The organism is Serratia sp. CMO1 (assembly GCF_015689115.1).
Lineage (GTDB): Bacteria > Pseudomonadota > Gammaproteobacteria > Enterobacterales > Enterobacteriaceae > Serratia > Serratia marcescens.
This window is the reverse complement of record NZ_CP065032.1, coordinates 3,984,984-4,007,299: the sequence shown is the minus strand read 5'-3', so window position 1 is coordinate 4,007,299 and position 22,316 is coordinate 3,984,984. Positions and strand designations below refer to the sequence as shown.

26 protein-coding genes are annotated in these 22,316 nt (G+C 61.0%); 22 read left to right on the top strand and 4 right to left on the bottom strand.

Annotated features, from left to right (window positions below; translation table 11 throughout):
• Nucleotide 1: 1 nt before the first annotated feature.
• Nucleotides 2–661 (bottom strand): response regulator, encoded by a 660-nt coding sequence (locus IT763_RS19110; RefSeq protein ID WP_016929999.1) that lies wholly within the window; start codon nt 659–661, stop codon nt 2–4.
• Nucleotides 662–850: 189 nt separating this feature from the next.
• On the opposite strand from IT763_RS19110, the gene IT763_RS19105 reads away from it, so the two are divergent.
• The 4 genes from IT763_RS19105 (at nt 851) to IT763_RS19090 (ending at nt 2,608) form a co-directional block, all read left to right on the top strand.
• The gene (locus IT763_RS19105; protein WP_016929998.1) at nt 851–1,084 is read left to right on the top strand and encodes a hypothetical protein; all 234 of its coding nucleotides are present in this window, start codon (nt 851–853) and stop codon (nt 1,082–1,084) included.
• 96 nt (nt 1,085–1,180) lie between these two features.
• Nucleotides 1,181–1,927 carry an SDR family oxidoreductase gene (locus tag IT763_RS19100; RefSeq protein WP_048797029.1) on the top strand — a complete coding sequence of 249 codons (747 nt, stop codon included), beginning with the start codon at nt 1,181–1,183 and terminating at the stop codon, nt 1,925–1,927.
• 77 nt (nt 1,928–2,004) lie between these two features.
• Nucleotides 2,005–2,328, top strand: a complete 324-nt coding sequence (locus tag IT763_RS19095) for a BrnT family toxin (RefSeq protein WP_116404143.1) — start codon at nt 2,005–2,007, stop codon at nt 2,326–2,328.
• Nucleotides 2,291–2,608, top strand: coding sequence for a BrnA antitoxin family protein (locus IT763_RS19090; protein ID WP_016929995.1), 318 nt, complete (start codon nt 2,291–2,293; stop codon nt 2,606–2,608). The genes IT763_RS19095 and IT763_RS19090 overlap by 38 nt, the downstream gene beginning before the upstream one ends.
• A gap of 225 nt (nt 2,609–2,833) precedes the next feature.
• Here IT763_RS19090 and IT763_RS19085 read toward each other — a convergent pair whose 3' ends face one another.
• The gene (locus IT763_RS19085) at nt 2,834–3,478 is read right to left on the bottom strand and encodes a GntR family transcriptional regulator (RefSeq protein WP_169540627.1); all 645 of its coding nucleotides are present in this window, start codon (nt 3,476–3,478) and stop codon (nt 2,834–2,836) included.
• A 162-nt stretch (nt 3,479–3,640) separates the two neighbouring features.
• Between IT763_RS19085 and IT763_RS19080 the strand changes: the two genes are divergently transcribed.
• From IT763_RS19080 to rbsK, 12 genes are all read left to right on the top strand, one after another.
• Entirely contained in the window at nt 3,641–4,354 is a 714-nt protein-coding gene (locus IT763_RS19080; protein ID WP_206194932.1) for a DUF2848 domain-containing protein, read from the top strand.
• A complete protein-coding gene (locus tag IT763_RS19075) occupies nt 4,354–5,700 on the top strand; it encodes an amidase (protein ID WP_206194931.1) in 1,347 nt (448 codons plus the stop codon). Before IT763_RS19080 ends, IT763_RS19075 begins: the two co-directional genes overlap by 1 nt.
• A gap of 49 nt (nt 5,701–5,749) precedes the next feature.
• A complete protein-coding gene (locus IT763_RS19070) occupies nt 5,750–6,403 on the top strand; it encodes a DUF4286 family protein (protein ID WP_016929991.1) in 654 nt (217 codons plus the stop codon).
• Entirely contained in the window at nt 6,400–7,725 is a 1,326-nt protein-coding gene (locus IT763_RS19065) for an MFS transporter (RefSeq protein ID WP_049300365.1), read from the top strand. The genes IT763_RS19070 and IT763_RS19065 overlap by 4 nt, the downstream gene beginning before the upstream one ends.
• Before the next feature lie 311 nt (nt 7,726–8,036).
• A complete protein-coding gene (locus IT763_RS19060; protein WP_016929989.1) occupies nt 8,037–8,855 on the top strand; it encodes a DeoR/GlpR family DNA-binding transcription regulator in 819 nt (272 codons plus the stop codon).
• Nucleotides 8,856–8,903: 48 nt separating this feature from the next.
• Nucleotides 8,904–9,887, top strand: a complete 984-nt coding sequence (locus IT763_RS19055) for a substrate-binding domain-containing protein (protein WP_049300366.1) — start codon at nt 8,904–8,906, stop codon at nt 9,885–9,887.
• A 2-nt stretch (nt 9,888–9,889) separates the two neighbouring features.
• Nucleotides 9,890–11,407 carry a sugar ABC transporter ATP-binding protein gene (locus IT763_RS19050; protein WP_028127692.1) on the top strand — a complete coding sequence of 506 codons (1,518 nt, stop codon included), beginning with the start codon at nt 9,890–9,892 and terminating at the stop codon, nt 11,405–11,407.
• Nucleotides 11,400–12,386, top strand: coding sequence for an ABC transporter permease (locus IT763_RS19045; RefSeq protein WP_016929986.1), 987 nt, complete (start codon nt 11,400–11,402; stop codon nt 12,384–12,386). The genes IT763_RS19050 and IT763_RS19045 overlap by 8 nt, the downstream gene beginning before the upstream one ends.
• A 10-nt stretch (nt 12,387–12,396) precedes the next feature.
• Nucleotides 12,397–13,431, top strand: a complete 1,035-nt coding sequence (locus IT763_RS19040; RefSeq protein ID WP_016929985.1) for an ABC transporter permease — start codon at nt 12,397–12,399, stop codon at nt 13,429–13,431.
• 31 nt (nt 13,432–13,462) lie between these two features.
• On the top strand, nt 13,463–14,134 hold the full coding sequence (gene alsE / locus IT763_RS19035) for a D-allulose 6-phosphate 3-epimerase (RefSeq protein ID WP_016929984.1): 672 nt from the start codon (nt 13,463–13,465) through the stop codon (nt 14,132–14,134).
• 10 nt (nt 14,135–14,144) lie between these two features.
• Nucleotides 14,145–15,053, top strand: a complete 909-nt coding sequence (gene alsK / locus IT763_RS19030; protein WP_206194930.1) for an allose kinase — start codon at nt 14,145–14,147, stop codon at nt 15,051–15,053.
• Complete coding sequence (gene rbsK / locus IT763_RS19025) at nt 15,050–15,976, top strand: ribokinase (protein ID WP_033639466.1); 927 nt, start codon at nt 15,050–15,052, stop codon at nt 15,974–15,976. Before alsK ends, rbsK begins: the two co-directional genes overlap by 4 nt.
• Nucleotides 15,977–16,016: 40 nt before the next feature.
• On the opposite strand, the gene IT763_RS19020 is transcribed toward rbsK, so the two are convergent.
• On the bottom strand, nt 16,017–16,625 hold the full coding sequence (locus tag IT763_RS19020; RefSeq protein WP_206194929.1) for an HD family hydrolase: 609 nt from the start codon (nt 16,623–16,625) through the stop codon (nt 16,017–16,019).
• A gap of 183 nt (nt 16,626–16,808) precedes the next feature.
• On the opposite strand from IT763_RS19020, the gene IT763_RS19015 reads away from it, so the two are divergent.
• Together IT763_RS19015 and IT763_RS19010 are read left to right on the top strand one after the other, a co-directional pair.
• A complete protein-coding gene (locus IT763_RS19015; protein ID WP_028127690.1) occupies nt 16,809–17,483 on the top strand; it encodes a hemolysin III family protein in 675 nt (224 codons plus the stop codon).
• Between the two features lie 150 nt (nt 17,484–17,633).
• The gene (locus IT763_RS19010; RefSeq protein WP_143778659.1) at nt 17,634–18,131 is read left to right on the top strand and encodes a DUF2165 family protein; all 498 of its coding nucleotides are present in this window, start codon (nt 17,634–17,636) and stop codon (nt 18,129–18,131) included.
• 38 nt (nt 18,132–18,169) lie between these two features.
• Here the strand turns inward: IT763_RS19010 and ygfZ are convergent, their stop codons facing one another.
• Nucleotides 18,170–19,162 (bottom strand): tRNA-modifying protein YgfZ, encoded by a 993-nt coding sequence (ygfZ, locus tag IT763_RS19005; RefSeq protein ID WP_049300372.1) that lies wholly within the window; start codon nt 19,160–19,162, stop codon nt 18,170–18,172.
• 320 nt (nt 19,163–19,482) lie between these two features.
• Between ygfZ and sdhE the strand changes: the two genes are divergently transcribed.
• From sdhE to creC, 4 genes are read left to right on the top strand one after another with little or no spacing between them, the layout of a single operon-like run.
• Nucleotides 19,483–19,749, top strand: coding sequence for an FAD assembly factor SdhE (sdhE, locus tag IT763_RS19000; protein ID WP_206194928.1), 267 nt, complete (start codon nt 19,483–19,485; stop codon nt 19,747–19,749).
• Nucleotides 19,721–20,152: a protein YgfX gene (locus IT763_RS18995; RefSeq protein ID WP_206195465.1), complete on the top strand. Its 432-nt coding sequence runs from the start codon at nt 19,721–19,723 to the stop codon at nt 20,150–20,152. The genes sdhE and IT763_RS18995 overlap by 29 nt, the downstream gene beginning before the upstream one ends.
• A complete protein-coding gene (creB, locus tag IT763_RS18990) occupies nt 20,152–20,850 on the top strand; it encodes a two-component system response regulator CreB (protein ID WP_016929975.1) in 699 nt (232 codons plus the stop codon). The genes IT763_RS18995 and creB overlap by 1 nt, the downstream gene beginning before the upstream one ends.
• Nucleotides 20,847–22,265 carry a two-component system sensor histidine kinase CreC gene (gene creC / locus IT763_RS18985; protein ID WP_016929974.1) on the top strand — a complete coding sequence of 473 codons (1,419 nt, stop codon included), beginning with the start codon at nt 20,847–20,849 and terminating at the stop codon, nt 22,263–22,265. Before creB ends, creC begins: the two co-directional genes overlap by 4 nt.
• Nucleotides 22,266–22,316 lie beyond the last annotated feature (51 nt).

Here is a 22,316-nt window from a genome sequence, read left to right as displayed (position 1 = left end):
GCTACTCTTTCTTCAGCAAATAGCCAATGCCGCGTACGGTAATCACTCTTTCTTTACCGATCTTGCGCCGTAAATTATGCATGTGCACTTCCAGCGAGTTGCTTTCCACGCTGTCGCCGTGGCCGAACAGCCGCTGTTCCAACACCGCTTTGCGCACCACGGTGCCGGCGCAACGCATCAGTTCGTGCAGCAGGTGATACTCTTTTTTCGACAGCATCAGCAATTCGTTATCCAGCATGACCTGATGGTTGACCGGATCGAGATACAGCGCGCCGAGGCTCCAGGTTTGTGACGCGAAGCCCGCCATGCGCCGGTTGACCGCCTTGACGCGCGAGATGAGTTCGGGCAGCGCAAAGGGTTTGGCCAGAAAGTCGTCCGCGCCGGAGTCCAGGCTGTTCACCAGGCTTTCAATGCGGTCGCGGGCGGTCAGGATGATGATCGGGATATTTTGCCCGGCGGCGCGCCAGGCGATCAGCTTCTGCAAACCGTCGCCGTCCGGCAGCGTGAGATCCAGCAGCATCAGATCGAATCCGCCGGATGAAAGTTTATTTTCCGCGTCGGCGATCAGGCGCACCCAGCACAAATTAAAGCCAGCCAGCTCCAATGCGCGGCACAGCGCCTTGCCTAATTGCAGGTCGTCTTCCACCAACAGTATGTTCACGTTATTTCCGCTGAGATCCTTGAGTCGCGCTTATCTAACTATAACGCTGACGGGAAGACAACGGGGAAACCTGCTCGGCCTGCGCGTTCTTAAGCAAACCTTAATCTGGCTTTAATCTCGCGTTAAGGGAGCACGGAAGAATTTCAGTTATTTTGCTGCCATTCGAAATCATGGCTGGGGGAGCGAAACATGCAGACTGAAGGTTTCCCGAACGCGGGCGCCTCGCGGCGGCTGATGTATTCAAGCGTGGCGATGCTGCTCGTTCTGTTGCTGTTGTCTTTTCGCGGTGATGCGCAGAGCCATAGCCACGGCGGCCATCATGCTTCCGCTTTGCAGCGGGTGCATCAGGCGGCGGCGACGGATGCTTACGGCTGCGCCAAGTCGCGCATTAAAAAGCAGCTGCGCCGCCTGGCTCAGCTTTGAAGCGGTTTTTAGGACGCCGCTCTATACTCTGACGGGCATACGGGGCGCCTGCGGGCAGGCCGCTGTGTTGATATCGTTAACCAGAGAAAAAACAGTATGACGAAAGTGGCATTGGTAACCGGCGCAAGCCGGGGGATTGGCCGCGCGACCGCTCTGCTGCTGGCCCGGCAGGGCTATGCGGTGGGCGTGAATTACCTGCGTGACGAAAATGCGGCGCGCCAGGTGGTGGCGGAGATCGAGGCGCAGGGCGGCAAGGCGCTAGCGCTGCAGGCCGACGTGGCCGATGAAGCGCAGGTGATGGCGATGTTCAGGGCGCTGGATGCCGGGCTGGGCACGCTCAGCGCGCTGGTCAACAACGCCGGCATTCTGTTCCGGCAGGCGAACATTGAACAGTTGACCGCCGAGCGCATCAATCAGGTGCTCGGCACTAACGTCACCGGTTACTTCCTGTGTTGCCGCGAGGCGGTGAAACGCATGGCGCAGCGTCATGGCGGGCAGGGCGGCGCTATCGTCAATGTGTCTTCCGCCGCTTCTCGTTTAGGCGCGCCGGGGGAGTACGTGGATTATGCCGCCTCGAAAGGCGCCGTCGATTCGTTGACCATCGGGCTATCGCTGGAGGTGGCGGCGCAGGGCATCCGCGTCAACGGCGTGCGGCCTGGGCTTATCTATACCGAGATACACGCCAGCGGCGGCGAACCCGGCCGGGTGGATCGCGTGAAGGGCAGTTTGCCGATGCAGCGCGGCGGCCAGCCGCAAGAAGTGGCGGAGGCGATCGCCTGGCTGCTGTCCGACGCCGCGTCTTACGTGACCGGCACCTTTATCGAGGCCGCAGGCGGACGTTGAACGCATCCGGAGAATTTTGACATCCCTTCGGAGGTGATGTATTTTGATTAAATAACAACCAAAATGTAGTTACAAAAATGTATGTTTATTTTGAATGGAATCAGGATAAAAATCACAGTAACCAGCGCAAACACCGTGTCAGTTTTGAGATAGCGCAACGGGTTTTTCTGGATCCCAACCATTTGGCTGTGCTGGAAAGGATCGAGGATGGAGAAGAACGTTGGCAAACGATCGGTATGGTCGGATCCTGTTTGCTGTTGCTGGTGGCACATACGACGATCGAAACGGATGTCGAAGGCGATACAGTAGAGATCGTGCGTATCATTTCAGCACGCAAGGCCGATGGCAAAGAGAGGGGAAGATATGAAGCGCAAAAATTCCGCCAAAAATCTGGCCCATAGCGTACTCCCGCCGTTGACGGAGGAGCAGAAAGCGCAAATTGCTTCACTGAGTGCGTTGCCGGACGAGGGCATCGATTATGCCGATGCGCCGGCGCTGGGGGAAGAAACGTGGCAGACTGCGGTTCAGGGGCGTTTTTATAAGCCGATGAAAGTATCAAAAACCATCCGAATCGATGCGGATGTGTTGGCCTGGCTTCAGCGGCCAGGCAAAGGCTATCAGAAACGCCTGAACGCCGTGTTGCGTGAGGCGATGTTGAAAGAGCATGAGCACGAGGAATAATGTGTGTCAGGCGGCTAACGATCCGGTGAGATTCTCACCGGATTTTTTTTGCAGTTTTTTAAGGCAACACCTGCCAACGTCGGCCACCTCTCGATGGAGCTCGATCAAAACTATAAAAACGGTCATTCCGCGGAGCGTGAAATGTGACCGTTTACCGTTTATCTCCTGCTCATCGGCAGAACAGGGTCATCATAACTATTCCCGGTAATATCCTGCGCCGCGGGGTTACCCGTCGTGCAGCAGCGCAGTGCGGAATGACAGGATATGCGCCTGCGCGGCCTCGGCGGCGGCGGCGCTGTCTTGTGCGGCCAGCGCGGCGATAATTGCCCGGTGTTCGTCGATCACTTCGCGCATATGCCCTTCCCGCGACAGGGTGCTGGCCCAAAAGCGCTGCGCCCTGGCATGCAGTACACTCAGGATATCCGCCAGCATGTTATTGCCGGCGATCTGCGCCAGTTCCTGGTGAAATTCATGGTCGAGTGTCATCATGCGCACCCTATCTCGCTCCTGGCTCGCGGCTTCGATTTGCCGATTGAGTTCGGTCAGCGTCGCTATCTGCCTCTCGGTAATCTTCTGGCTCGCCAGCCGCATACACAGCATCTCGTTAGCCAGCCTTACTTCGATCAATTCCAACGCATCGTCCATCGACAACGGTGAAACCATCACGCCTTTGCGCGGGATGACCTGCAATAACCCCTCGTTGGCCAAGCGGTGGATTGCCTGATTGATCGGCGTTCTGCCCATATCCAGGTCGTTCATCACCTGCGCGGTATTGAGATATTCGCCCGGCTTGTAGCTGAGTGTGACCAGCGCCTGTTTGAAACGCCGGTAGGCCAGCTCGTTCAGTGACACGCCGGCTTCTTCCGTCATCGGGCGCTGCGGGCTTTCTGCGTCAACAGTCTTCACGTTTTGCTCCTGCAAGAAGAAAGTTTTTAGACATAGTACACAAAAACATGGCATGGAAATCGCTTATTTGGTAACTAAAGATATAGTGAAATTTCACAGTGTTTTAACAAAAGGGGCGAAACTGCCATGAGACTGACCTTTACTTTACCTGAATCCTGCGGCGCGGCGACGTTGAATGTTGAGATTGATCATCTGGTGATCGCCGGTTGGACCGGACGCGATCGCGAGGCGATCTTGCACCATATTCGTGAATTGGCCGAGCTGGGCGTGCCCCAGCCCAGTGCAATCCCCCTGTTTTACCGCGTTGCCGCCAATCAGTTGAGCCAGCAAGAGACCATTGAAGTCATTGGCAACGCGACGTCCGGCGAAGTGGAGCCGCTGGTTTTTGCCCACCGCGGCGAACTGTTCGTGTCATTGGCGTCCGATCACACCGATCGTCAACTCGAAGCGCACAGCGTGGCGCTGTCGAAACAGATTTGCGTTAAACCGGTGGCGCGAGCCGCCTGGCCGCTGCAGGAGGTGTTGGAACATTGGGACAGTTTGATCTTGCGTTCGTGGATCAGAGAAGAGGGCGAATGGCGATTGTATCAACAGGGCTGCCTTGCCGCGTTGCGTACGCCCGGTGATTTGCTGGAACGTTACTTCACCGGTATGCAGCCGCCGGAGTGCGGGCTGGCGCAGCCGCAAACGCCCGACGGGTTGGCGATGACTTGCGGCACGGTGGCGGCGATCGGCGGTATTCGGCCGGCTGGCGAGTTTCGCATGGAACTGGTGGACGACGTGCTCGGGCGAACCATCAGTCATCGCTACCGCAGCATCGAACTGCCGGTGGTGGCGTAATGAAAAAGCTGACTTTGATGCAGGCCACCGCCGGGCTGGCTAGCGGTGAGCTCACCGCAGTGCAACTCACCACCGCCGCTTTGGCGCAGATCGTCGATGAGCGGGGAGAGGGGGGGCGCGCATTTACGCGAACCTACACCGAGTGGGCGCAACGGCAAGCGCAGGCCTCCGATCGGCGACGCACCGCCGGCTCGCCTCTGTCGGCGCTGGATGGCGTGCCGATCTCGGTCAAGGACCTGTTTGACGTGGCCGGTGAGGTGACCACGGCCGGTTCGCGCGTATTAGCTGACGCGCCAGCCGCTGAAAAACACGCTGCGGTAGTGGAACGGCTGTTGCAAGCCGGCGCGGTGGTGGTTGGCAAAACGACGATGACGGAGTTCGCCTATTCCGGTCTGGGCATCAATCCGCATTACGGGACGCCGGCCAATCCTTGGGAGCGCCAGGCGGCGCGCATTCCCGGCGGCTCCTCTTCCGGTGCGGCGGTGGCGGTGGCCGACGGCATGTGCCTGGGCGCGATTGGCAGCGATACCGGCGGGTCGGTACGCATTCCCGCCGCGCTGTGCGGGTTGACCGGTTATAAACCCACTGCACGGCGCATCAATGACGCCGGCTTACTGCCGCTGTCGCCTTCGCTGGATTCGATCGGCGTGATCGCTCATGACGTCGCCAGCTGTATTGCGCTGGATGCACTGATTGCCGACTGTCCGCTGCGGGTGCCGCAAAAAACGTTGGCGCAGGCGCATTTTGCCGTGCCGCAAGCGGTGGTGCTGGATGAACTGCAGCCGGAAGTCGCCGGGGCGTTCCAGCGCAGCCTGCAATGCCTGAGTCAGGCAGGCGCACGTATTGAATTTATCCCCGCCACGGCGTTCGCCGAGCTGGCGGCGATCAATGCCGATGGCGGTTTCACCGCGCTGGAGTCCTGGCGCTGGCATCAAGCGTTGATCGCTGAACGGGGCGATGGTTATGACCCAAGGGTGCTGTCGCGCATTCGCCGCGGCGCATCCTTGGGCGACGCCGAGCTGCAGCTGTTGCAGCGACAACGCGCCGGCTGGCAGCGGCGAGTTACGGCGGAGCTGCAGAGTTTTGACGCTTTGCTGATGCCGACCGTGCCGATGATTGCGCCAACTATCGGCGAGCTGGCGGCGGATGATGCCTACTTCCGTTGCAACGGACTGATGCTGCGCAATCCCGCGATCATCAATTTCCTCGACGGTTGCGCGTTGTCCTTGCCTTGCCAACAGCCAGGAGAGGCGCCGGTCGGACTGATGCTGGCTGGGTTGCCGATGCGTGATGAGGCGTTGTTGGGGTGGGCGCTGGCGATCGAACGCTGCCTCGCCGACGCGTGATTTTCCGGTGGGCGCAGGCCTGCCTTTTGAGATGACCAGGAGAATATCCATGAACGATTCCCAGAACGGAATGCTGTTTGTCGCGACGGATGTCGCCACGCAGGATGATGCGGATTTCAATCGCTGGTATGACCGCGAACATGTGGAGGAGCGAGTGCGGGTGCCCGGTTTTTTATCCGGCACCCGCTATCGGGCATTGCAGGGGGGGCGTCAATATTTGGGGTTGTATAAAACCGAATCATTGGCCAGTTTTACCTCCGAAGCCTATCGCGCCGCGTTTCAACACCAAACGCCATGGTCGGTGGCGAGCCTGGAGAAAATGCGTGATCCAATGCGCAGAGTGTGTGCGGTGGAGGCGGTCACTGGCCAAGGGTGCGGCAGTCATCTCTGTATCTTTGTGCTGCCGTCGGCGGCATCGGAAGCGCTGCATGCCCGCGTCTTGCAATTGGGTGCGCAGCTGGCTGAACAGCCCGGATTCGTGCGCAGCAGCCTGTTGACGCCGGATGCCGAACTCAGTTCCCCGCTGCCGAAAGAATCGCGAGAAAACCGCCGAATGTTGCCGATGCTATTGATCGAAAGCAGCGACGCCGAAGCCGGCCTGCGTTTAAGCGAGCAGGCCGCTGAAGCGCTGAACATGCCCGCCGCCGATGCCTGGCATTATGCCCTTGGCTGGCAACTGACCGCACAGGAGCTGACATCATGAATGCATACACCACTGAAACGGCACAGGCTGCCGCACCGGCCGCAGAAAGCACCGCCGCACCGCCCAATACCGGCAAACTGGCGGCGGCCAGCTCGATCGGCACGGCGCTGGAATGGTACGATTTCACCGTCTACAACATCATGGCCGCGTTGATTTTCAACCATGTATTCTTCCCATCGTTCGATCCGCTGGTGGGCACGATTCTGGCTTTCTCCACTTATGCGGTGGGTTATGTTTCCCGGCCGATCGGTGGCATCGTATTCGGTCACCTTGGCGATGTGTTGGGACGGCGCTTTGTACTGGTCACCACGCTGGTGATCATGGGCGTGACCACGGCGCTGATGGGATTGCTGCCCGGCTACGCCAGCTGGGGGATTTGGAGCCCGCTGCTGCTGGTGACGCTGCGCTTTATTCAGGGCATTGCGCTGGGCGGAGAATGGGCGGGTGCGGTACTGTTGTCGATGGAACACGGCAAGCCGCATCAGCGCGGGCGCAACGCGTCCTTTGCTCAGGTAGGGCCGTCCTGCGGTTCGCTGATCGGCACAGGCCTCATTACGTTGGTGACGTTGGCGATGTCGGCGGACGATTTCCAGCAATGGGGCTGGCGGATCCCGTTCCTGCTGAGTCTGGTGCTGGTCATCTTCGGTTTGTGGCTGCGCCGGGGGGTGGGTGAGACGCCGGCATTTTTACAACTGGAGGCGTCGAAAGATGTTACGCAGTCGCCGATCCGCGAAGTCTTCACGCAGCACATGCGTCCACTGCTGATCGCCGGCGGATCGCGAATCGGCTCTGACGTGCTCTATGCGTTGGTGGTCGTGTTCACGTTGACCTACGTCACCACCGTGCTGAATCTGCCGCGCCCTCTGGCGCTGGGTGCCACCATGCTGGGGGCGATAGGCAACGCCGTCGCAGTACCGCTGTTCGGCGCGTTGTCGGATCGCTTCGGCCGTCGTCCGGTGTATATCGGCGGTGCATTGGCGGCGATAGTGTGGGCGTTTGCGTTCTTTGTCCTGCTCGACAGCAGTCAACCGGTGTTGATCTGCATGGCTGTGGTGATTGGGCTGTTGATCCATGCGGCGATGTATGGGCCACAGGCGGCATTCATCACGGAACAGTTCCCGACACGGGTGCGTTATGCCGGATCTTCGTTAGCCTATACCTTGGCGGGGATTATCGGTGGCGGCTTTGCCCCGCTGATCATCACTTCTTTGTTTAAATCTTACGACAGCACGCTGGCGATTTCCGCCTATGTCGCGTTGGCTCTGCTTATCACGCTTTGGGCGGTATGGGCGGCGCGGGAAACGGCGCATAAGCCGCTGTAAATAGAACGCCGGGCTACTTTGGGCCCGGCGTTCGGTCAAAACCACACAAACGGTCATTAACGGTCATGCTGCGGAACGTGGAATTGTGACCGTTTACCGTTTCTCGCCAGTCTGCCTCAGGCGGTCGCGCATCATAACTGTCTGTTACTCCACACTTTCGTAATTATTCATTTCATTTCCTTCCCGATTTTTTTGACAACTATCACAGCGCGATCGTTGCCCGATCGCGGGGCGATGCGCTTTGCGTCTGCGCGCAAAACGCGGCGCGGCAAATCGATATCGTAATCATCGTCGTGGAGGAGAAAAGAAACATGCTGCCTGTAGAACGTCATCGCTTTATCACCGAAGTCTTGAGCCAGCGCGGCCGCGTGATGGTGCAGGAGGTGGCGCAGCTGTGCCACATCTCTATCGAGACGGCGCGGCGTGATCTGGCCCTGCTTGAACGGCGCGGCCTGCTGCTGCGCAGCCACGGCGGCGCGGTGTTCGTCGAGCCGCCGGCGGCGGAGAAAACCTATGTGCCCGCCGAGATAGACCAGGGGGAATCTTTCCGCCAGCGCAGCAACGAGGCGCCGGAGCAGAAGACGCGCATCGCCAAACGCGCGCTGGAGTTTATCGCGCCGGGGGATTGCCTGCTGTTGGACAGCAGCTCTACCAGCTGGTTTTTGGCGCGCCAGCTGCCGGATATCTCGCTGGTGGTGCTGACCAACTCGCTGCACATCATCCAGACGCTGGCCTGCAAGGCCAACGTGCGCACCATCGGCCTGGGGGGCGAGTATTCCGCCAAGTACGAGGATTTTATCGGCGTGCTGGCGGAGCAGATGCTGAAAGAGTTCGTGATCAACAAGCTGTTCTTCTCCTGCCACGGCATTTGCCAGGACGGCGGCATCCGCGAGAGCAACGAGCACCATGCGCGGTTGAAGCAACAGATGCTGCTGGCCTCGGAGCGCAAGTTCCTGCTGGTGGACAGCAACAAGTTCGGCCGCCGCTCGTTCGCGCGTATCTGCCACTACCGGGAGATAGATACCTTAATCACCGACAGGCTTGGCGACGACGAATTTCGTCAGGAACTGGCCTGGAACAACGTCGACGTGATTGAAGTTTCACCCGCCGCGAAAAGGGCGGCGCGATAACAACAACGAAAACCCTTTATTACAGCCAACACTTGTGGAGAGAGAACAATGAAAAAATCCGTACTGGTCGGTCTGTTTGCCTCGCTGCTGCTGTCGGTCTCCGCGCAGGCGGCGGACAAGCTGAAAATGGGCGTGGTGGTGAAGATCGGCGGCATTCCCTGGTTCAACGCCATGGAGGCCGGCATCAAAAGCGAGAGCGCCAAACGCGGTATCGACGCCTGGATGGTCGGGCCGACGGCGGCGGATCCGGCGCTGCAGGTGCGCGCCATCGAGGATCTGATCGCGCAGAAGGTGGACATCATCGGCGTGGTGCCGAACGACGCCCGGGTGCTGGAGCCGGTGCTCAAGCGCGCGCAGGAAGCGGGCATCAAGGTGATCGTGCACGAATCCCCCGGCCAGAAGTACGCCGACTGGGATTTTGAGCTGGTGGACGCCTCGCAGCACGGGGTCAACCACATGAAAGCGCTGGCCGCCTGCATGAAAGAGCAGGGCAAGTACGCGGTATACGTCGGCAGCCTGACGGTGCCGCTGCACATCACCTGGTCGGACTCGGCCATCAACTACCAGAAGCAGCACTACCCGAACATGCAGCTGGTGGGCGACAAGTTCGGCGTGGGGGAATCGCTGGATGACAGCGTACGCACCACCAACGATCTGATGGCCAAGTATCCCGATCTGAAAGGCGTGCTGGCGTTCGGTTCGCAGGGGCCGATCGGCGCCGGGCGTGCGGTGCTCAACCGCGGCAAAAGCAACGATATCTGCGTCATCGGGCCGTTCAGCCCGGGGCAGGGCGCTTCGCTGGTCAATCGCGGCGCCATCAAGGGCGGTTATATCTGGAATCCGATGGTGGCGGGCGAAGTGTTCGTGCGCATCGCCGACATGATGCACAAGGGCGAAAAAATCACCGATGGCATGACCATCGAAGGCATGGGCAAGGTGCAGGTGGATGCGCAGCAGCACACCATTCTCGGCAACGTCACCGAAAGCCTGGATAAGCAAAACTTGCCGAAGCTGGTGAAGATGGGGCTGTAATCATGGCGATTTCCGGCAATACGGCAATGCAGGGCGCGCCGCTTATCGAACTGCAACAGCTGTCGATGACCTTTGGCGGGCAGCGCGCGCTGAACGATATTTCATTGGCGCTGATGCCGGGGGAGGTGCACTGCCTGGCCGGCACCAATGGCTGCGGCAAGAGCACGCTGATCAAGGCGATCGCCGGCGTGTATCAACCGGATGATGGCAGCCGCATTACTCTTGATGGGCAAACCTTCGGCCGGCTGTCGCCGGATCAGGCGCGCGCCTTCGGCATTCAGGTGATCTATCAGGATCTGTCGCTGTTTCCCAACCTGACGGTGGCGGAAAACATCGCCTTTGAGCACAACCTGCGCGGGCTGTTGGGGTGGCACCGCCCGGCCAGGCTGCGGCGCGCCGCCGAGCGCCTGCTGCAGGCGCTGAGTTTTAATCTGGATCTCGACAAACGGGTGGCGGAGTTGCCGATCGCCCAGCGCCAGCAGGTGGCGATCTGCCGCGCGCTGGTGGCGGAAGCGCGGCTGGTGATCATGGATGAACCGACAGCCTCGCTGACCCGCACCGAAGTCAACCAGCTGCTGCGTACGGTGGACTATCTGAAAGCGCAGGGCATCTGCGTGGTGTTCGTCAGCCACCGGCTGGACGAAGTGCTGGAGATCTCGGATCGCGTCACGGTGATCCGCGACGGTAACAAAGTCGGCACCTGGCCGGCGGCGGAGATCACCGGCGATCGTCTGACCGAGCTGATGACCGGCTTGAAGCTGGATTATCGCCTGAAGTCACCGAGCATGAATAAGGATCGGGTGATGCTGGAGGCGGATCGTCTCAGCCGCGCCGGGCAGTATCAGGATGTGAGCTTCCGGCTGCATCAGGGGGAGGTGCTCGGGCTGTGCGGGTTGCTCGGCTCCGGGCGCACCGAGCTGGCGCTGAGCCTGTTCGGCATGACCCGGCCGGACAGCGGCAAACTCTACCTCGACAGCAAACCGGTGCGCTTTCGCGGCCATGAGGACGCGATCAAGGCCGGCATCGGCTACGTCTCGGAGGATCGCCTGACGCTGGGGCTGGTGCAGCAACAGTCGGTGGCGGATAACGCGGTGCTGACCATTCTCGATAAGCTGCGCGGGCGCTTTCGCCTGATCGACGACTACCGCAAGAATCGCATCGTCGCGGAGTGGATCGCCAAGCTCGGCGTGCGGGTGGCGGATCCGGATCAGGCGGTTTCGACGCTGTCCGGCGGCAATCAGCAAAAGATCGTGCTGGCCAAGTGGGTGCTGACCCAGCCGCGGATCCTGATCCTCGATTCGCCGACCGTCGGCGTCGACGTCGGCGCCAAGGCCAGCATCTACCAACTGATCCATCTGCTGGCGCAGGAGGGGATCGCCATTTTGCTGATCTCCGACGAGGTGCCGGAGGTGTATTACAACTGCGATCGGGTGCTGCACTTCAGCGGCGGCAGCGTGATCGGCGAATACCTGCCGGGGCAGGTGAGCCAGCAACAGCTGGCGGAGGCGGTCAATGCGTAGATTCAGTTTGAAACCGCGCGGCAACGAAGGCTATCTGGCCTGGGTACTGCTGCTGACGGTCATCGTCTTTTCACTGCTTAGCGATCGTTTTTTGACGGTGCAAAACCTGCTCGATCTCAGCGAAAGCTACGCGGTGAGCGGCATATTCGCCCTCGGCCTGTTTGTGGTGCTGGTGACCGGCGGCATCGATATCTCCTTCGCCGCGGTCGCCTCGGTGGTGCAGTACCTGATCGCCACGCTGGCGACGCACTACGGCCTGGCCAACCCGGCGGGCAGCATTTTGCTGGCGTTGGCGTTCGGCGCCGCGCTCGGCATGGTCAACGCGCTGCTGATCTACTGCCTGCGTATCGTCTCGATCATTGTCACCATCAGCATGCAGGCGTTGTTGTTCGGCATGCTGATGTGGTTGACCAACGGCCGCAGCCTGTACGCATTGCCGGACTGGTGGACGTTGCCGCGCAGCGTGCTGCCGTTCCAACTGGGTGAACAGAGCTATCAGCTCGGTTTGCCGACGCTGGTGATGCTGGCGGTGGCGCTGTTGACCTGGCTGCTGCTGAACAAAACGCACCTCGGGCGCCAGCTGTTTGCCGTGGGCGGTGATGCGGAGTCGGCGCGGCGCATCGGCATCCGCGTTGGCCTGCTGCATCTGTTCGCCTATGGCTATCTGGGCGCGATGGCGGCGATCGGCGGCCTGGTGCAGGTGTATCGCATGGGGGAAGTGGTGCCCAACGCGCTGGTGGGCGGGGAGCTCGACGTGCTGGCGGCGGCGGTGCTGGGCGGCGCCAGCCTGAATGGCGGCAAGGGCAGCGTGGTCGGCACGCTGATGGGCGTCTTCCTGATCGGCGTGCTGAAAAACGGCCTCAACCTGATCGGCGTGTCCAGCTACTTCATGAACGTGGTGATCGGTCTGGTGATCGTCGCGGCGATCACCGTCACTCACTACAAGAAACGCAAAGAAACCGACGTTGGTTTCGCCTGAGGAGTGCCTGATGGGCAACAACCTGAAATTTCGTCCGGACGGGGTCGCCGTCGGTCTGCTGGCATTGCTGCTGGCGGTGGTGCTGGCCTTTAGCCTGCTGATGCCGGGGCGCTTCTTAAGCGGCGCCACCTTCACCAGCGTGGCCTTCCAGCTGCCGGAGCTGGGCCTGCTGACGCTGGCGATGTTCATTCCGATCCTCAGCGGCGGCCTGAACCTGTGCATTATCGCCAGCGCCAACCTGACCAGCCTGCTGATGGCCTGGCTGTTCATCAGCTATCTGCCGGCGGACGCCGGGCTGGGCTTGCAGGCGCTGTGGCTGGCGTTGGCGCTGGCGGCGGCGATGCTGCTGGCCGGGCTTATCGGCGCGGCGACCGGCGCACTGGTGGCGTACGTCGGCGCGCATCCGATTCTGGTGACGCTGGCCACCATGACCACGGTCAACGGCATCGGCATCTACCTGACGCGCGGCGCGGCCCTGAGCGGCATGCCGGAGATCGTGCGGTTTATCGGCGCTGAGCGCGTGCTGGGCGTGCCGGTACCGCTGTGGATCTTCCTGGCGGTCGCCGCCTTGCTGGCGCTGTTCTTGCAGAAAACCCGGCTCGGCAAATGCATCTACATGAGCGGCAGCAACATCAACGCCACCCACTTCAGCGGCGTGAATACCCATCGGGTGCTGATCGCTATTTACACCCTCTCCAGCCTGCTGTGCGTCATTGCCGGGCTGGTGATGATGGCGCGCTTCAACTCGGCGCGCATGGGCTACGGCGACTCCTACCTGCTGCTCACGGTGCTGGCGATCATTCTGGGCGGCACCGATCCGTTCGGCGGTTTTGGCCGGGTCAGCGGCGTGGTGTTGGCGCTGATCGTGCTGCAGGTGATCGCGACCGGTTTGAACCTGATGAACGTCAGCCCGCATTTCAGTCTGGCGATGTGGGGCGCGGTGCTGATTGCGGTGCTGGCGATGAAGTTTTTCCGGCATCGCTATCGGCAGCGGCGGGCGATGCGCCGCAGCGCGGCCCAGGCCAGAACCGCGGCGGGCCACTGATCCCTTTTCCCTTTTGCGCAGGATAACGCTAATGAAATACCAGATTTCACCTTCATTGATGTGCATGAACCTGATGGATATCCGCCAGCAATTGGCGGTGCTGAATCGCCGCGCCGATATGCTGCATATCGACATCATGGACGGGCACTACGTTAAAAACATCACGCTGTCGCCGTTCTTTATCGAACAGATCCGCCCGCACACCTCGTTGTTGCTGGATGTGCATCTGATGGTGGAGAACCCGACCGATTTCATCGACCCGATCGCCCGCGCCGGCGCGGACTTTATCTGCCCGCACGCCGAAACCATCAACCGCGACGCGTTTCGGGTGATCAATCAAATCCGCGCGCTGGGCAAAAAAGTGGGGGTGGTGCTGAACCCGGCCACGCCGGTGGAGTTTATTCGCCACTACCTTCACCTGCTGGACAAGGTCACGGTGATGACCGTCGATCCCGGCTATGCCGGGCAGCCGTTCATTCCCGAAATGCTGGACAAGATCCGCCAGTTGCGCGATCTGAAAAGCCAACAAAATCTACGCTATCTGATCGAGATCGACGGATCCTGCAATCAGCGCACCTACCGCGATCTGATGGGCGCCGGCGCGGAGGTGTTGATCGTCGGCAGCTCTGGGTTGTTCAACCTCGATCCGGATCTGGAGGCAGCATGGGAAAAAATGCTGGATCAGATGCGGCAGGCGGCCTGAGGCGGGGGATATGATGCGGCATTTTCTTGGCGTTGACGTTGGCGGCACCAATACCCGCCTGCTGTTGATGGATGATGACGGCGAGTTTAGCGCTTACCGCAAGATAGCGACCGCCGACTGGTCGCGGCAGGCCGATCCGCTGGCGGCGTTGGGCCGCCTGATCGCCGGGCATAGCCAGGATCGTCAGGTGGCGCAGGTGATGCTTGGGTTGCCGGGGATCCTCAGCCGCGATCGCTCGCGGGTGCTGTCGCTGCCGTTCATTCCGGCGCTGGATGCCCAGCCGGTGGCGGCGCTGTTGGCCGATTTGCTGGCGCTGCCGGTGCGAATGGACAAGGATGTCAACCATCTGCTGTGGTGGGATTTGCAGCAGTTGCCGGCGCTGCCGCAGGTGGCGGTGGGGCTGTATCTGGGCACCGGCATGGGCAACAGCCTGTGGCTTAACGGCGACTTTTACCACGGGGCGCACGGCGCCGCCGGCGAGTTGGGGCACATTCCCTGGCCGGGCCATCTGGGCGAGTGCCCGTGCGGCAAACGGGGCTGCGTCGAGAGTTTGACCTCCGGCCATTGGCTGACCGGCTGGGCGCGCGCCAACGCGGCGCAAACGCCGTTCGACCGGCTGTTCGAGCGCCACGGCGATCATCCGGATTTGCAGCGTTTCGTCGAACGATTGGCGCAGACCATCGCCATCGAAATGAACGTGATCGACCCCCAACGGCTGATCCTGGGCGGCGGCGTGATCGCCATGCGCGGTTTTCCGTTGGCGCGGCTGGAGCAAGAGATCCGCCGTCATCTGCGCGGGCCGCAGCCGGCACAGGGGCTGGCGATCTCCATCAGCCGCCTGACCGATGAAACCGGCAGCAAAGGCGCCTGTCTGGCCGCACGGCGCCACTTCCAATTAAGCAGGGAGTACCAGCAATGAAAGGCAAAGTCTGCGTGTTCGGTTCGTTCAACCTGGATATCGTCGCCGGCATGGCGCGGTTTCCGCAGCCCGGCGAATCGCTGATCGCCCGTAACAGCATGATGGGCGCGGGCGGCAAGGGCGCCAACCAGGCCACCGCCGCCCTGCGCGCCGGGGCGCGGGTACATTATATCGGCAAGGTGGGGCGCGACGACTTCGGCACCTTCGCCCGGCGCCATCTCGCCGCGGCCGGTTTCGATGCGGTGACGCTGTTCTCGACCGGCGATTGCCCGACCGGCAATGCGCTTATCTACGTTGCCGGCGAGGATGCGGAGAACATGATCGCCGTCGATCCCGGCGCCAACCTGACGGTCAGCGAGGACGAGGTGCGCCAGTGCCGCCCGGCGATCGCCGCGGCGGATATTCTGTTGACCCAACTGGAGAACAACCTGCCGGCGATCGAACAAGTGATCGCCATCGCCCGCGAGGCGCGGACGTTCATCATTCTCAACCCGGCGCCGTTTCAACCGGTGCCGGACAGCCTGTTGGCGCAGGTCGATCTGCTGACGCCCAACGCCACCGAATGCACATTGCTGACCGGCGTGCCGGTGCGGGATGTGGCTTCGGCGCGCCAGGCGGCGCAGGTGCTGCACGCCAAGGGCATTCGTTTGCTGATCGTGACCTTGGGCACGCAGGGGGCGTTGTTCTCGGATGGGGAACACAGTGAGCTGATCCCGGCGTTTCCGGCGCAGCCGAAAGACACCACCGGCGCGGGGGATGCGTTTAACGGCGCCCTGGCGGCGCAGTTGGCGAATCAGGTGCCGTTAGCCGATGCGGTGCGCTTCGCCGCCGCCTACGCGGCGGTCTGCGTGGAACGCGCCGGGGCGGCGGGGTCGATGCCGAGCTATGAGGAAGCGTTGGAACGCCAGCAGGCGTTCGCGTGACAAAGACGGGCTGCGGCCAAGAGGCGGCAGCCCGGTTCCCTTACTTCAACCAGCCTTTGCGCTGCGCGTCCCGCAGATGTTGCTCCATATGGTGCCACAGTTCGGGGTGTACGTCGGCGATAGACGCATTGCGCGCCAGCACCTGCTCCAGGCTGATGCCGTTTTCCACCCAGCTCTGGCCTTCGTTGTGCAGATTCATCAGCATCGGCATGGTGCGATCCAGCAGCAAGGCGAAGCGCGCATCGGCGCTTTCGCCATCTTCATACTCCTGCCATAAAGCGGTGAAATACTCGCGCTGAGCCTCCGGCAACATGCCGAACAGACGGCGCGCCGCCGCCACTTCCTGATCGTGGATCGCCGCGCGAGCCGCCAGATCGTAGACCAGCACGTCGCCGGCGTCGATTTCCACGATGTCATGCAGCAGCGCCATCTGGATCACGCGCTGAATGTCTACGTCCTCACCGGCGTAGGGCGCCAGGCTCATGGCGGCGATGGCGAAGTGCCAGCTGTGTTCGGCGGAGTTTTCCTGGCGCTGGGTGCCCAGTACCTTGGTGCGGCGTTGTACGCCTTTCAACTTATCGATTTCCATCAGGAACTGGATGGTCTGGGTCATTGAACCGAAATCTAACGCGGGTACAGCGGATGACATGGTGTAAACCTCAAGATGGGTGGGTTGAAGCCTGACGATTGTAGACCAGCGGGCGGGGGATTTCGATGGTTACACGCGTTCACATTTTTATTTTAGCGTACACGTGTACACTGGAATTATTCTCAGTTAAGCTGCTTTGCGTTAATTTCGCACAAAGCAGGGCATTTTGAGGGGTTGCGCGTTATGGGGAAAACGGACGTAGTGAAAGCCGGAAGCAATAAGATGGTCGCCGCGGCTTATCCGTGGGCGGAAGAGATCGCCAACAGCATCAGTCACGGTATCGGGCTGGTGTTCGGCATCGTCGGCCTGGTATTGCTGTTGGTGCAGGCGGTGAATACCGGCGCCGATGCGACGGCCATCACCAGTTACAGCCTGTACGGCGGCAGCATGATCCTGCTGTTTCTCGCTTCCACGCTCTACCATGCGATCCCGCATCAGAAGGCCAAGCATTGGCTGAAAAAATTTGACCACTGCGCCATTTATCTCCTGATTGCCGGCACTTACACCCCATTTTTACTCGTGGGACTGGATTCGCCGCTGGCGAAGGGCCTGATGGCGGTAATCTGGGGATTGGCGCTGCTCGGCGTGCTGTTCAAACTGGCCTTCGCCCACCGTTTTGAAGCCCTGTCGTTGGTGACCTACCTGACGATGGGCTGGCTGTCGCTGATCGTGATTTATCAGTTGGTTACGCGGCTGGAGGCCGGCGGCGTCACGCTGCTGGCGATCGGCGGGGTGGTTTATACCCTGGGCGTGATTTTCTACGCCTCCAAGCGCATTCGCTTTGGCCACGCCATCTGGCACGCCTTCGTGCTCGGCGGCAGCGCCTGCCATTTCATGGCGATCTATCTGTACGTCTAAGCGTTCACGCTACATCTGAATGCGTATTGAACTGGCGCCTCTTTTGTTTTAAAAAAGAGGCGCTTGCTTCTTTCGGGTATCCAGCAAGCCCGTTCCTTCATTTCTGAGCCCGCATACCGTTTCTTTAACCTCTGTTCAGGACTCACCAAGATGATCGTTCGCTTATCCAAAGCGCTGCTGGTCTGCGCTATCGCCTTGTTCGCTTCGCTGGTCGCCTTCGGCAACATCACCGACTACGGTTCCAACTTCGCCTTCGTGCGCCACGTCTTTATGATGGACACGATTTTCCCCGACGCCACCATCGGCTACCGCTCGATACAGACGCCGTGGCTGCATCACGCCGGTTATATTTTCATCATTGCGCTGGAGGGCCTGACCGCGCTGCTGTGCTGGATTGGCGGCCTGCGCCTGCTGTGTGGCCTGAAACTGCCTGCGCACGCCTTTAACGGCCGGAAAAAGCTGGCGGTAGCGGGGTTGACGCTGGGCTTCCTCACCTGGCAGGTCGGCTTTATGTCGATTGGGGGCGAGTGGTTTGGCATGTGGATGTCGAAGCAGTGGAACGGCGTGCCGGATGCGTTTCGCTTCTTCGTCACCATCATTCTGGTGCTGATTTATCTGGTGCAGCGCGACGGGGAATTGGACGAGTAACGAAGATGGCCGCAGGCAGGGGGCCTGCGGCCGACGGATTATTTCTCTTCGGCCAGCGAGTAGGGCAACGGTTTGATCGCCAACTGGCTGGCGGCATCGTCGCGCACCCGCAGCTTGCTGTCGGCATCCAGATCGTTGTTCATCACCACCTGCACCCACAGCGTGCCGTCGGCCAACTGACTCGACGCCAGTACGGTGCCGGTGCGGCGCCAGTTTTCCCCCAGCTGCAGCTCCAGATCCTCCGCCGCCTGCGGGGCGCGGGCCGCTTTACCTTCCAGCCAGTAGAGCGCACGCTTGTTGGCGCCGCGGAATTTGGCGCGCGCCACCATCTCCTGACCGGTATAGCAACCCTTGCTGAAGCTGATGCCTTCCAGCGCCTGCAGGTTGGTGGCCTGCGGGATCAGCTGCGCGCTGTTGGCGGCGTCGATAACCGGATAACCGGCTTCGATCTCCAGCGCCAGCCATTGGCTGCTGTCATTCAGTTCCGCCTGGTCATGCAGTTTGCCGATCAGCTGTTCGGCTACGGCGGGGCGGGTCACCAGCAGAAAACGTTCCGCCGGCGCAGCGAAGTGCAGAATCGTGGTCTCGCCGTCCTGCACCACCGGGTGCTCGGCGCTCGGCAGCGTGGCGAACAGGCCCGTCAGCGCGGCGCGCGCCTGGAAACCGGCGACGCCCAGCAATACCGCGTCATTATCGGCGGCGATAGTGACTTTGGAGAACACCGCGTATTTTTTGATTTCCGCCAGTTGGCTGTCCAGCACGCTGCGGCGTTCCAGATAGGCGAAGCCTTCGCCTCGGTGGAACAGACGCAGGTTGCTCCACATTTTGCCCTTGGCGTCGCAGTGGGCGCACAGCACGTGTTGATCGGCCGCCAGCGCGTCGATGTCCGCCGTCACCTGGCCCTGGAGATATTTCACCGTGTCCGGCCCGTTCAGCGTCACCAGCGCCCAATCTTCCAGCGAGATCAGCGTCAGGGGCAGATGGGTGGAAGCGGAGGGCTGACGGGGTGGGAATGGAATGTTATGCGCCATAGTAAGTTCCTGCTCAACGTTTAGCTTACCTGAAGGGTATTGAGCCCATGGTAAAAGAGGCGGCGGGCTTTGCAAACTGTTATTCGCGCCGTGGCGTCGGGGTGCGCTTTTTTTGGCATTTTGCGCTTTATTGCGTTTTCCGCAGCAAAGCGCCTTCCCGGCGTGTATGTCAAATTGTTACTCTATAGGCTTGCGGCCAGGGCACCCTTGCAGACAGATCCCCGGCTGATGGAATTATATTGCGACGGCGTTGCCATACAGTGTGTCATTTGAACCCTGCGCTGGCGCTGCCGCGCTGAAAAGAGGTGAGTCATAACAACATGGATATTAACAACAAAGCACGTATTCACTGGGCTTGCCGTCGTGGCATGCGCGAGCTGGACATCTCCATCATGCCGTTCTTCGAATACGAATACGACAGCCTGAATGACGCGGACAAGGCGCTGTTTATCCGCCTGCTGGAGTGTGACGATCCCGATTTGTTCAACTGGCTGATGAATCATGGCGCGCCGCAGGACGGCGAGCTGCAGAGAATGGTGACCCTGATCCAAACGCGAAATAAAGACCGTAGCCCAGTGGCGATGTGATATCCGCATTTCCTGGCGCACCCAGCTGTTTTCACTGTTGACCCACGGCGTTCTGATCCTGCTGATCCTGATTTCGCCCTGGCCGGAGGGCTTTGGCCCGCTCTGGCTGGTGCTGCTGACGCTGGTGGTGTTTCAGTGCATTCGCAGCCAGAAGCGCATCGCCGCGGTGCAGGGCGAGCTGCGGCTGCTGGCGGACAGGCGTTTCAGCTGGCACGGCCGCGAGTGGCGGCTGGCGAAAAAACCGTGGATGCCGGGTTACGGCATGCTGTTGACGCTGCAGCCGATGGAAGGCAAAAAGCGCCGCCGGTTGTGGCTGGCTTCCGACTGCATGAGCAAAGAGGAGTGGCGCCACCTGCGGCAGCTGTTGCTGCATCCGCCGGCGGGTAACGGCGAGGAACCCTGATGAAACCCGTACTCTGGTTGGTGGAGGATGAACCCAGCATTGCCGATACGCTGGTTTACACGCTGGAGAGCGAAGGCTTCGAAGTACGCTGGTTCGAACGCGCGGAGCCGGCGTTGCAGGCGCTGGCGCAAGAAGGCGCGCCAGCGCTCGCTATCCTCGATGTCGGTTTGCCGGATATCAACGGCTTTGAATTGTGTCGCCGCCTGCTGGCTCAGGCGGCCGACCTGCCGATTCTGTTTCTTACCGCCCGCAGTGATGAAGTGGATCGCCTGATCGGGCTGGAGATCGGCGCCGACGACTATGTCGCCAAGCCGTTCTCCCCTCGCGAGGTCAGCGCCCGGGTGCGCACCATTTTGCGCCGCCTGCATAAGCAGCAGCGCCTGCAACAGAGCGCGCGCTACCATTTCGGCGCTTTCGCCCTCGACGAAGACGCGGCCACCATCTCCTACCATCAGCGGCCGCTGCCGCTGACCCGTTACGAATACCTGCTGCTGAAGACGCTGTTGTTGGCGCCTGGACGGGTGTTCTCGCGGCAGCAACTGATGGAAAGCGTTTGGGCGCAGGCGGAAGAAAGCCTGGATCGCACCGTCGATACCCACATCAAAACCCTGCGCGCCAAACTGCGTGCGGTGGATCCCGGTGAGCCGCCGATCCACACCCACCGCGGATTGGGTTACAGCGTGAGCCGCCAGCCATGAAAATTGGCCTGCGCCTGCTGCTGGGATATTTTCTGATCGTGGCGGTGGCCGGGTACTTCGTGCTGAGCATTTTCGTCCAGGAAGTGAAGCCCGGCGTGCGGCGCGCTACCGAAGGCACACTGGTGGACACCGCCAACCTGCTGGCGCAGATCGCCCGTCAGGACATGCAGCGCGGCGATGCGGCGCATGGCCAACTGGCGCAGGCGTTTACGCAGCTGAACCAGCGGCCGATCGGCGCCAATATCTCCGGCATCCGCAAGGATCGCAGCGAATACCACGTCTATCTTACCGATGCGCGAGGCAAGGTCATCTTCGATTCCGCCGGCCGCGCGCAGGGGCAGGATTATTCGCGCTGGAATGACGTTTATCGGACGCTGCGCGGCCAGTACGGCGCCCGCAGCACCCGCAGCGACCCGCAGGATGAAAACAGTTCGGTGATGTATGTGGCCGCGCCGGTGATAGAACAAGGGCGCATTATCGGCGTGCTTACCGTGGGCAAACCCAACAGCACCATGGCGCCGGTGATCAAACGCAGCGAACGGCGCATTTTGTGGGCCGGCGCATTGCTGCTGGGGATCGCGCTGCTGATCGGGGCGGCGTTCGTCTGGTGGATCAACCGTTCCATAGGCCGTCTGGTGCGTTATGCCGACGGGGTGGCGCAGGGAGAAAACGCGCCGTTGCCCAAAGTGGGCGGCCGGGAATTGACGCAGCTGGCGCAGGCGTTGGAGAGCATGCGTCTGAAGCTGGAAGGCAAAGCTTATATCGAACAGTATGCACATACCCTGACGCATGAGCTGAAAAGCCCGCTGGCGGCGATCCGGGGGGCGGCGGAACTGTTGCAGGAGCTGCCACCGCCGGAGACCGCCCGGCGTTTTCTCACCAATATCGAACAGCAAAGCGCACGCATCCAGCAACTGGTGGATAAACTGCTGGTGCAGGCGCGGCTGGAGAGCCGGCCAGAAATGGAGACCGCGCCCATCGCGATCGCGGCGCTGATCGGCCAGACGATGGCGGGCAAAGAGGCGCAGGCGACGCAGCGCGGCGTCAGATTGCAACTGGAGGCGTTGGCGGAGGTGACGCTGAACGGCGATGCATTGCTGATCAGCCAGGCGCTGACCAACCTGCTGGACAACGCGATCGACTTTACCCCGCCGGGCGGTTGCGTCAGCGTGCGAGGCGAACGGCGGGAACAGCATTACTGCATCAGCGTCTGTGACGACGGCAGCGGCATTCCGGACTATGCGCTCGATAAAGTGTTCGAGCGTTTTTATTCGCTGCCGCGCGCCGAACGGCCTAAAAGCAGCGGGCTGGGCCTGAACTTCGTGCAGGAGGTCGCCCGTCTGCATCATGGCGGCATTCGCCTGCGCAACCGCCGGCCGCACGGGGTGGAAGCGACTTTCATGTTATCGCTGTGACTTCACCTTCCCTTCACATAACCACATTCTGATTTCACCTGCGGGTTTTAT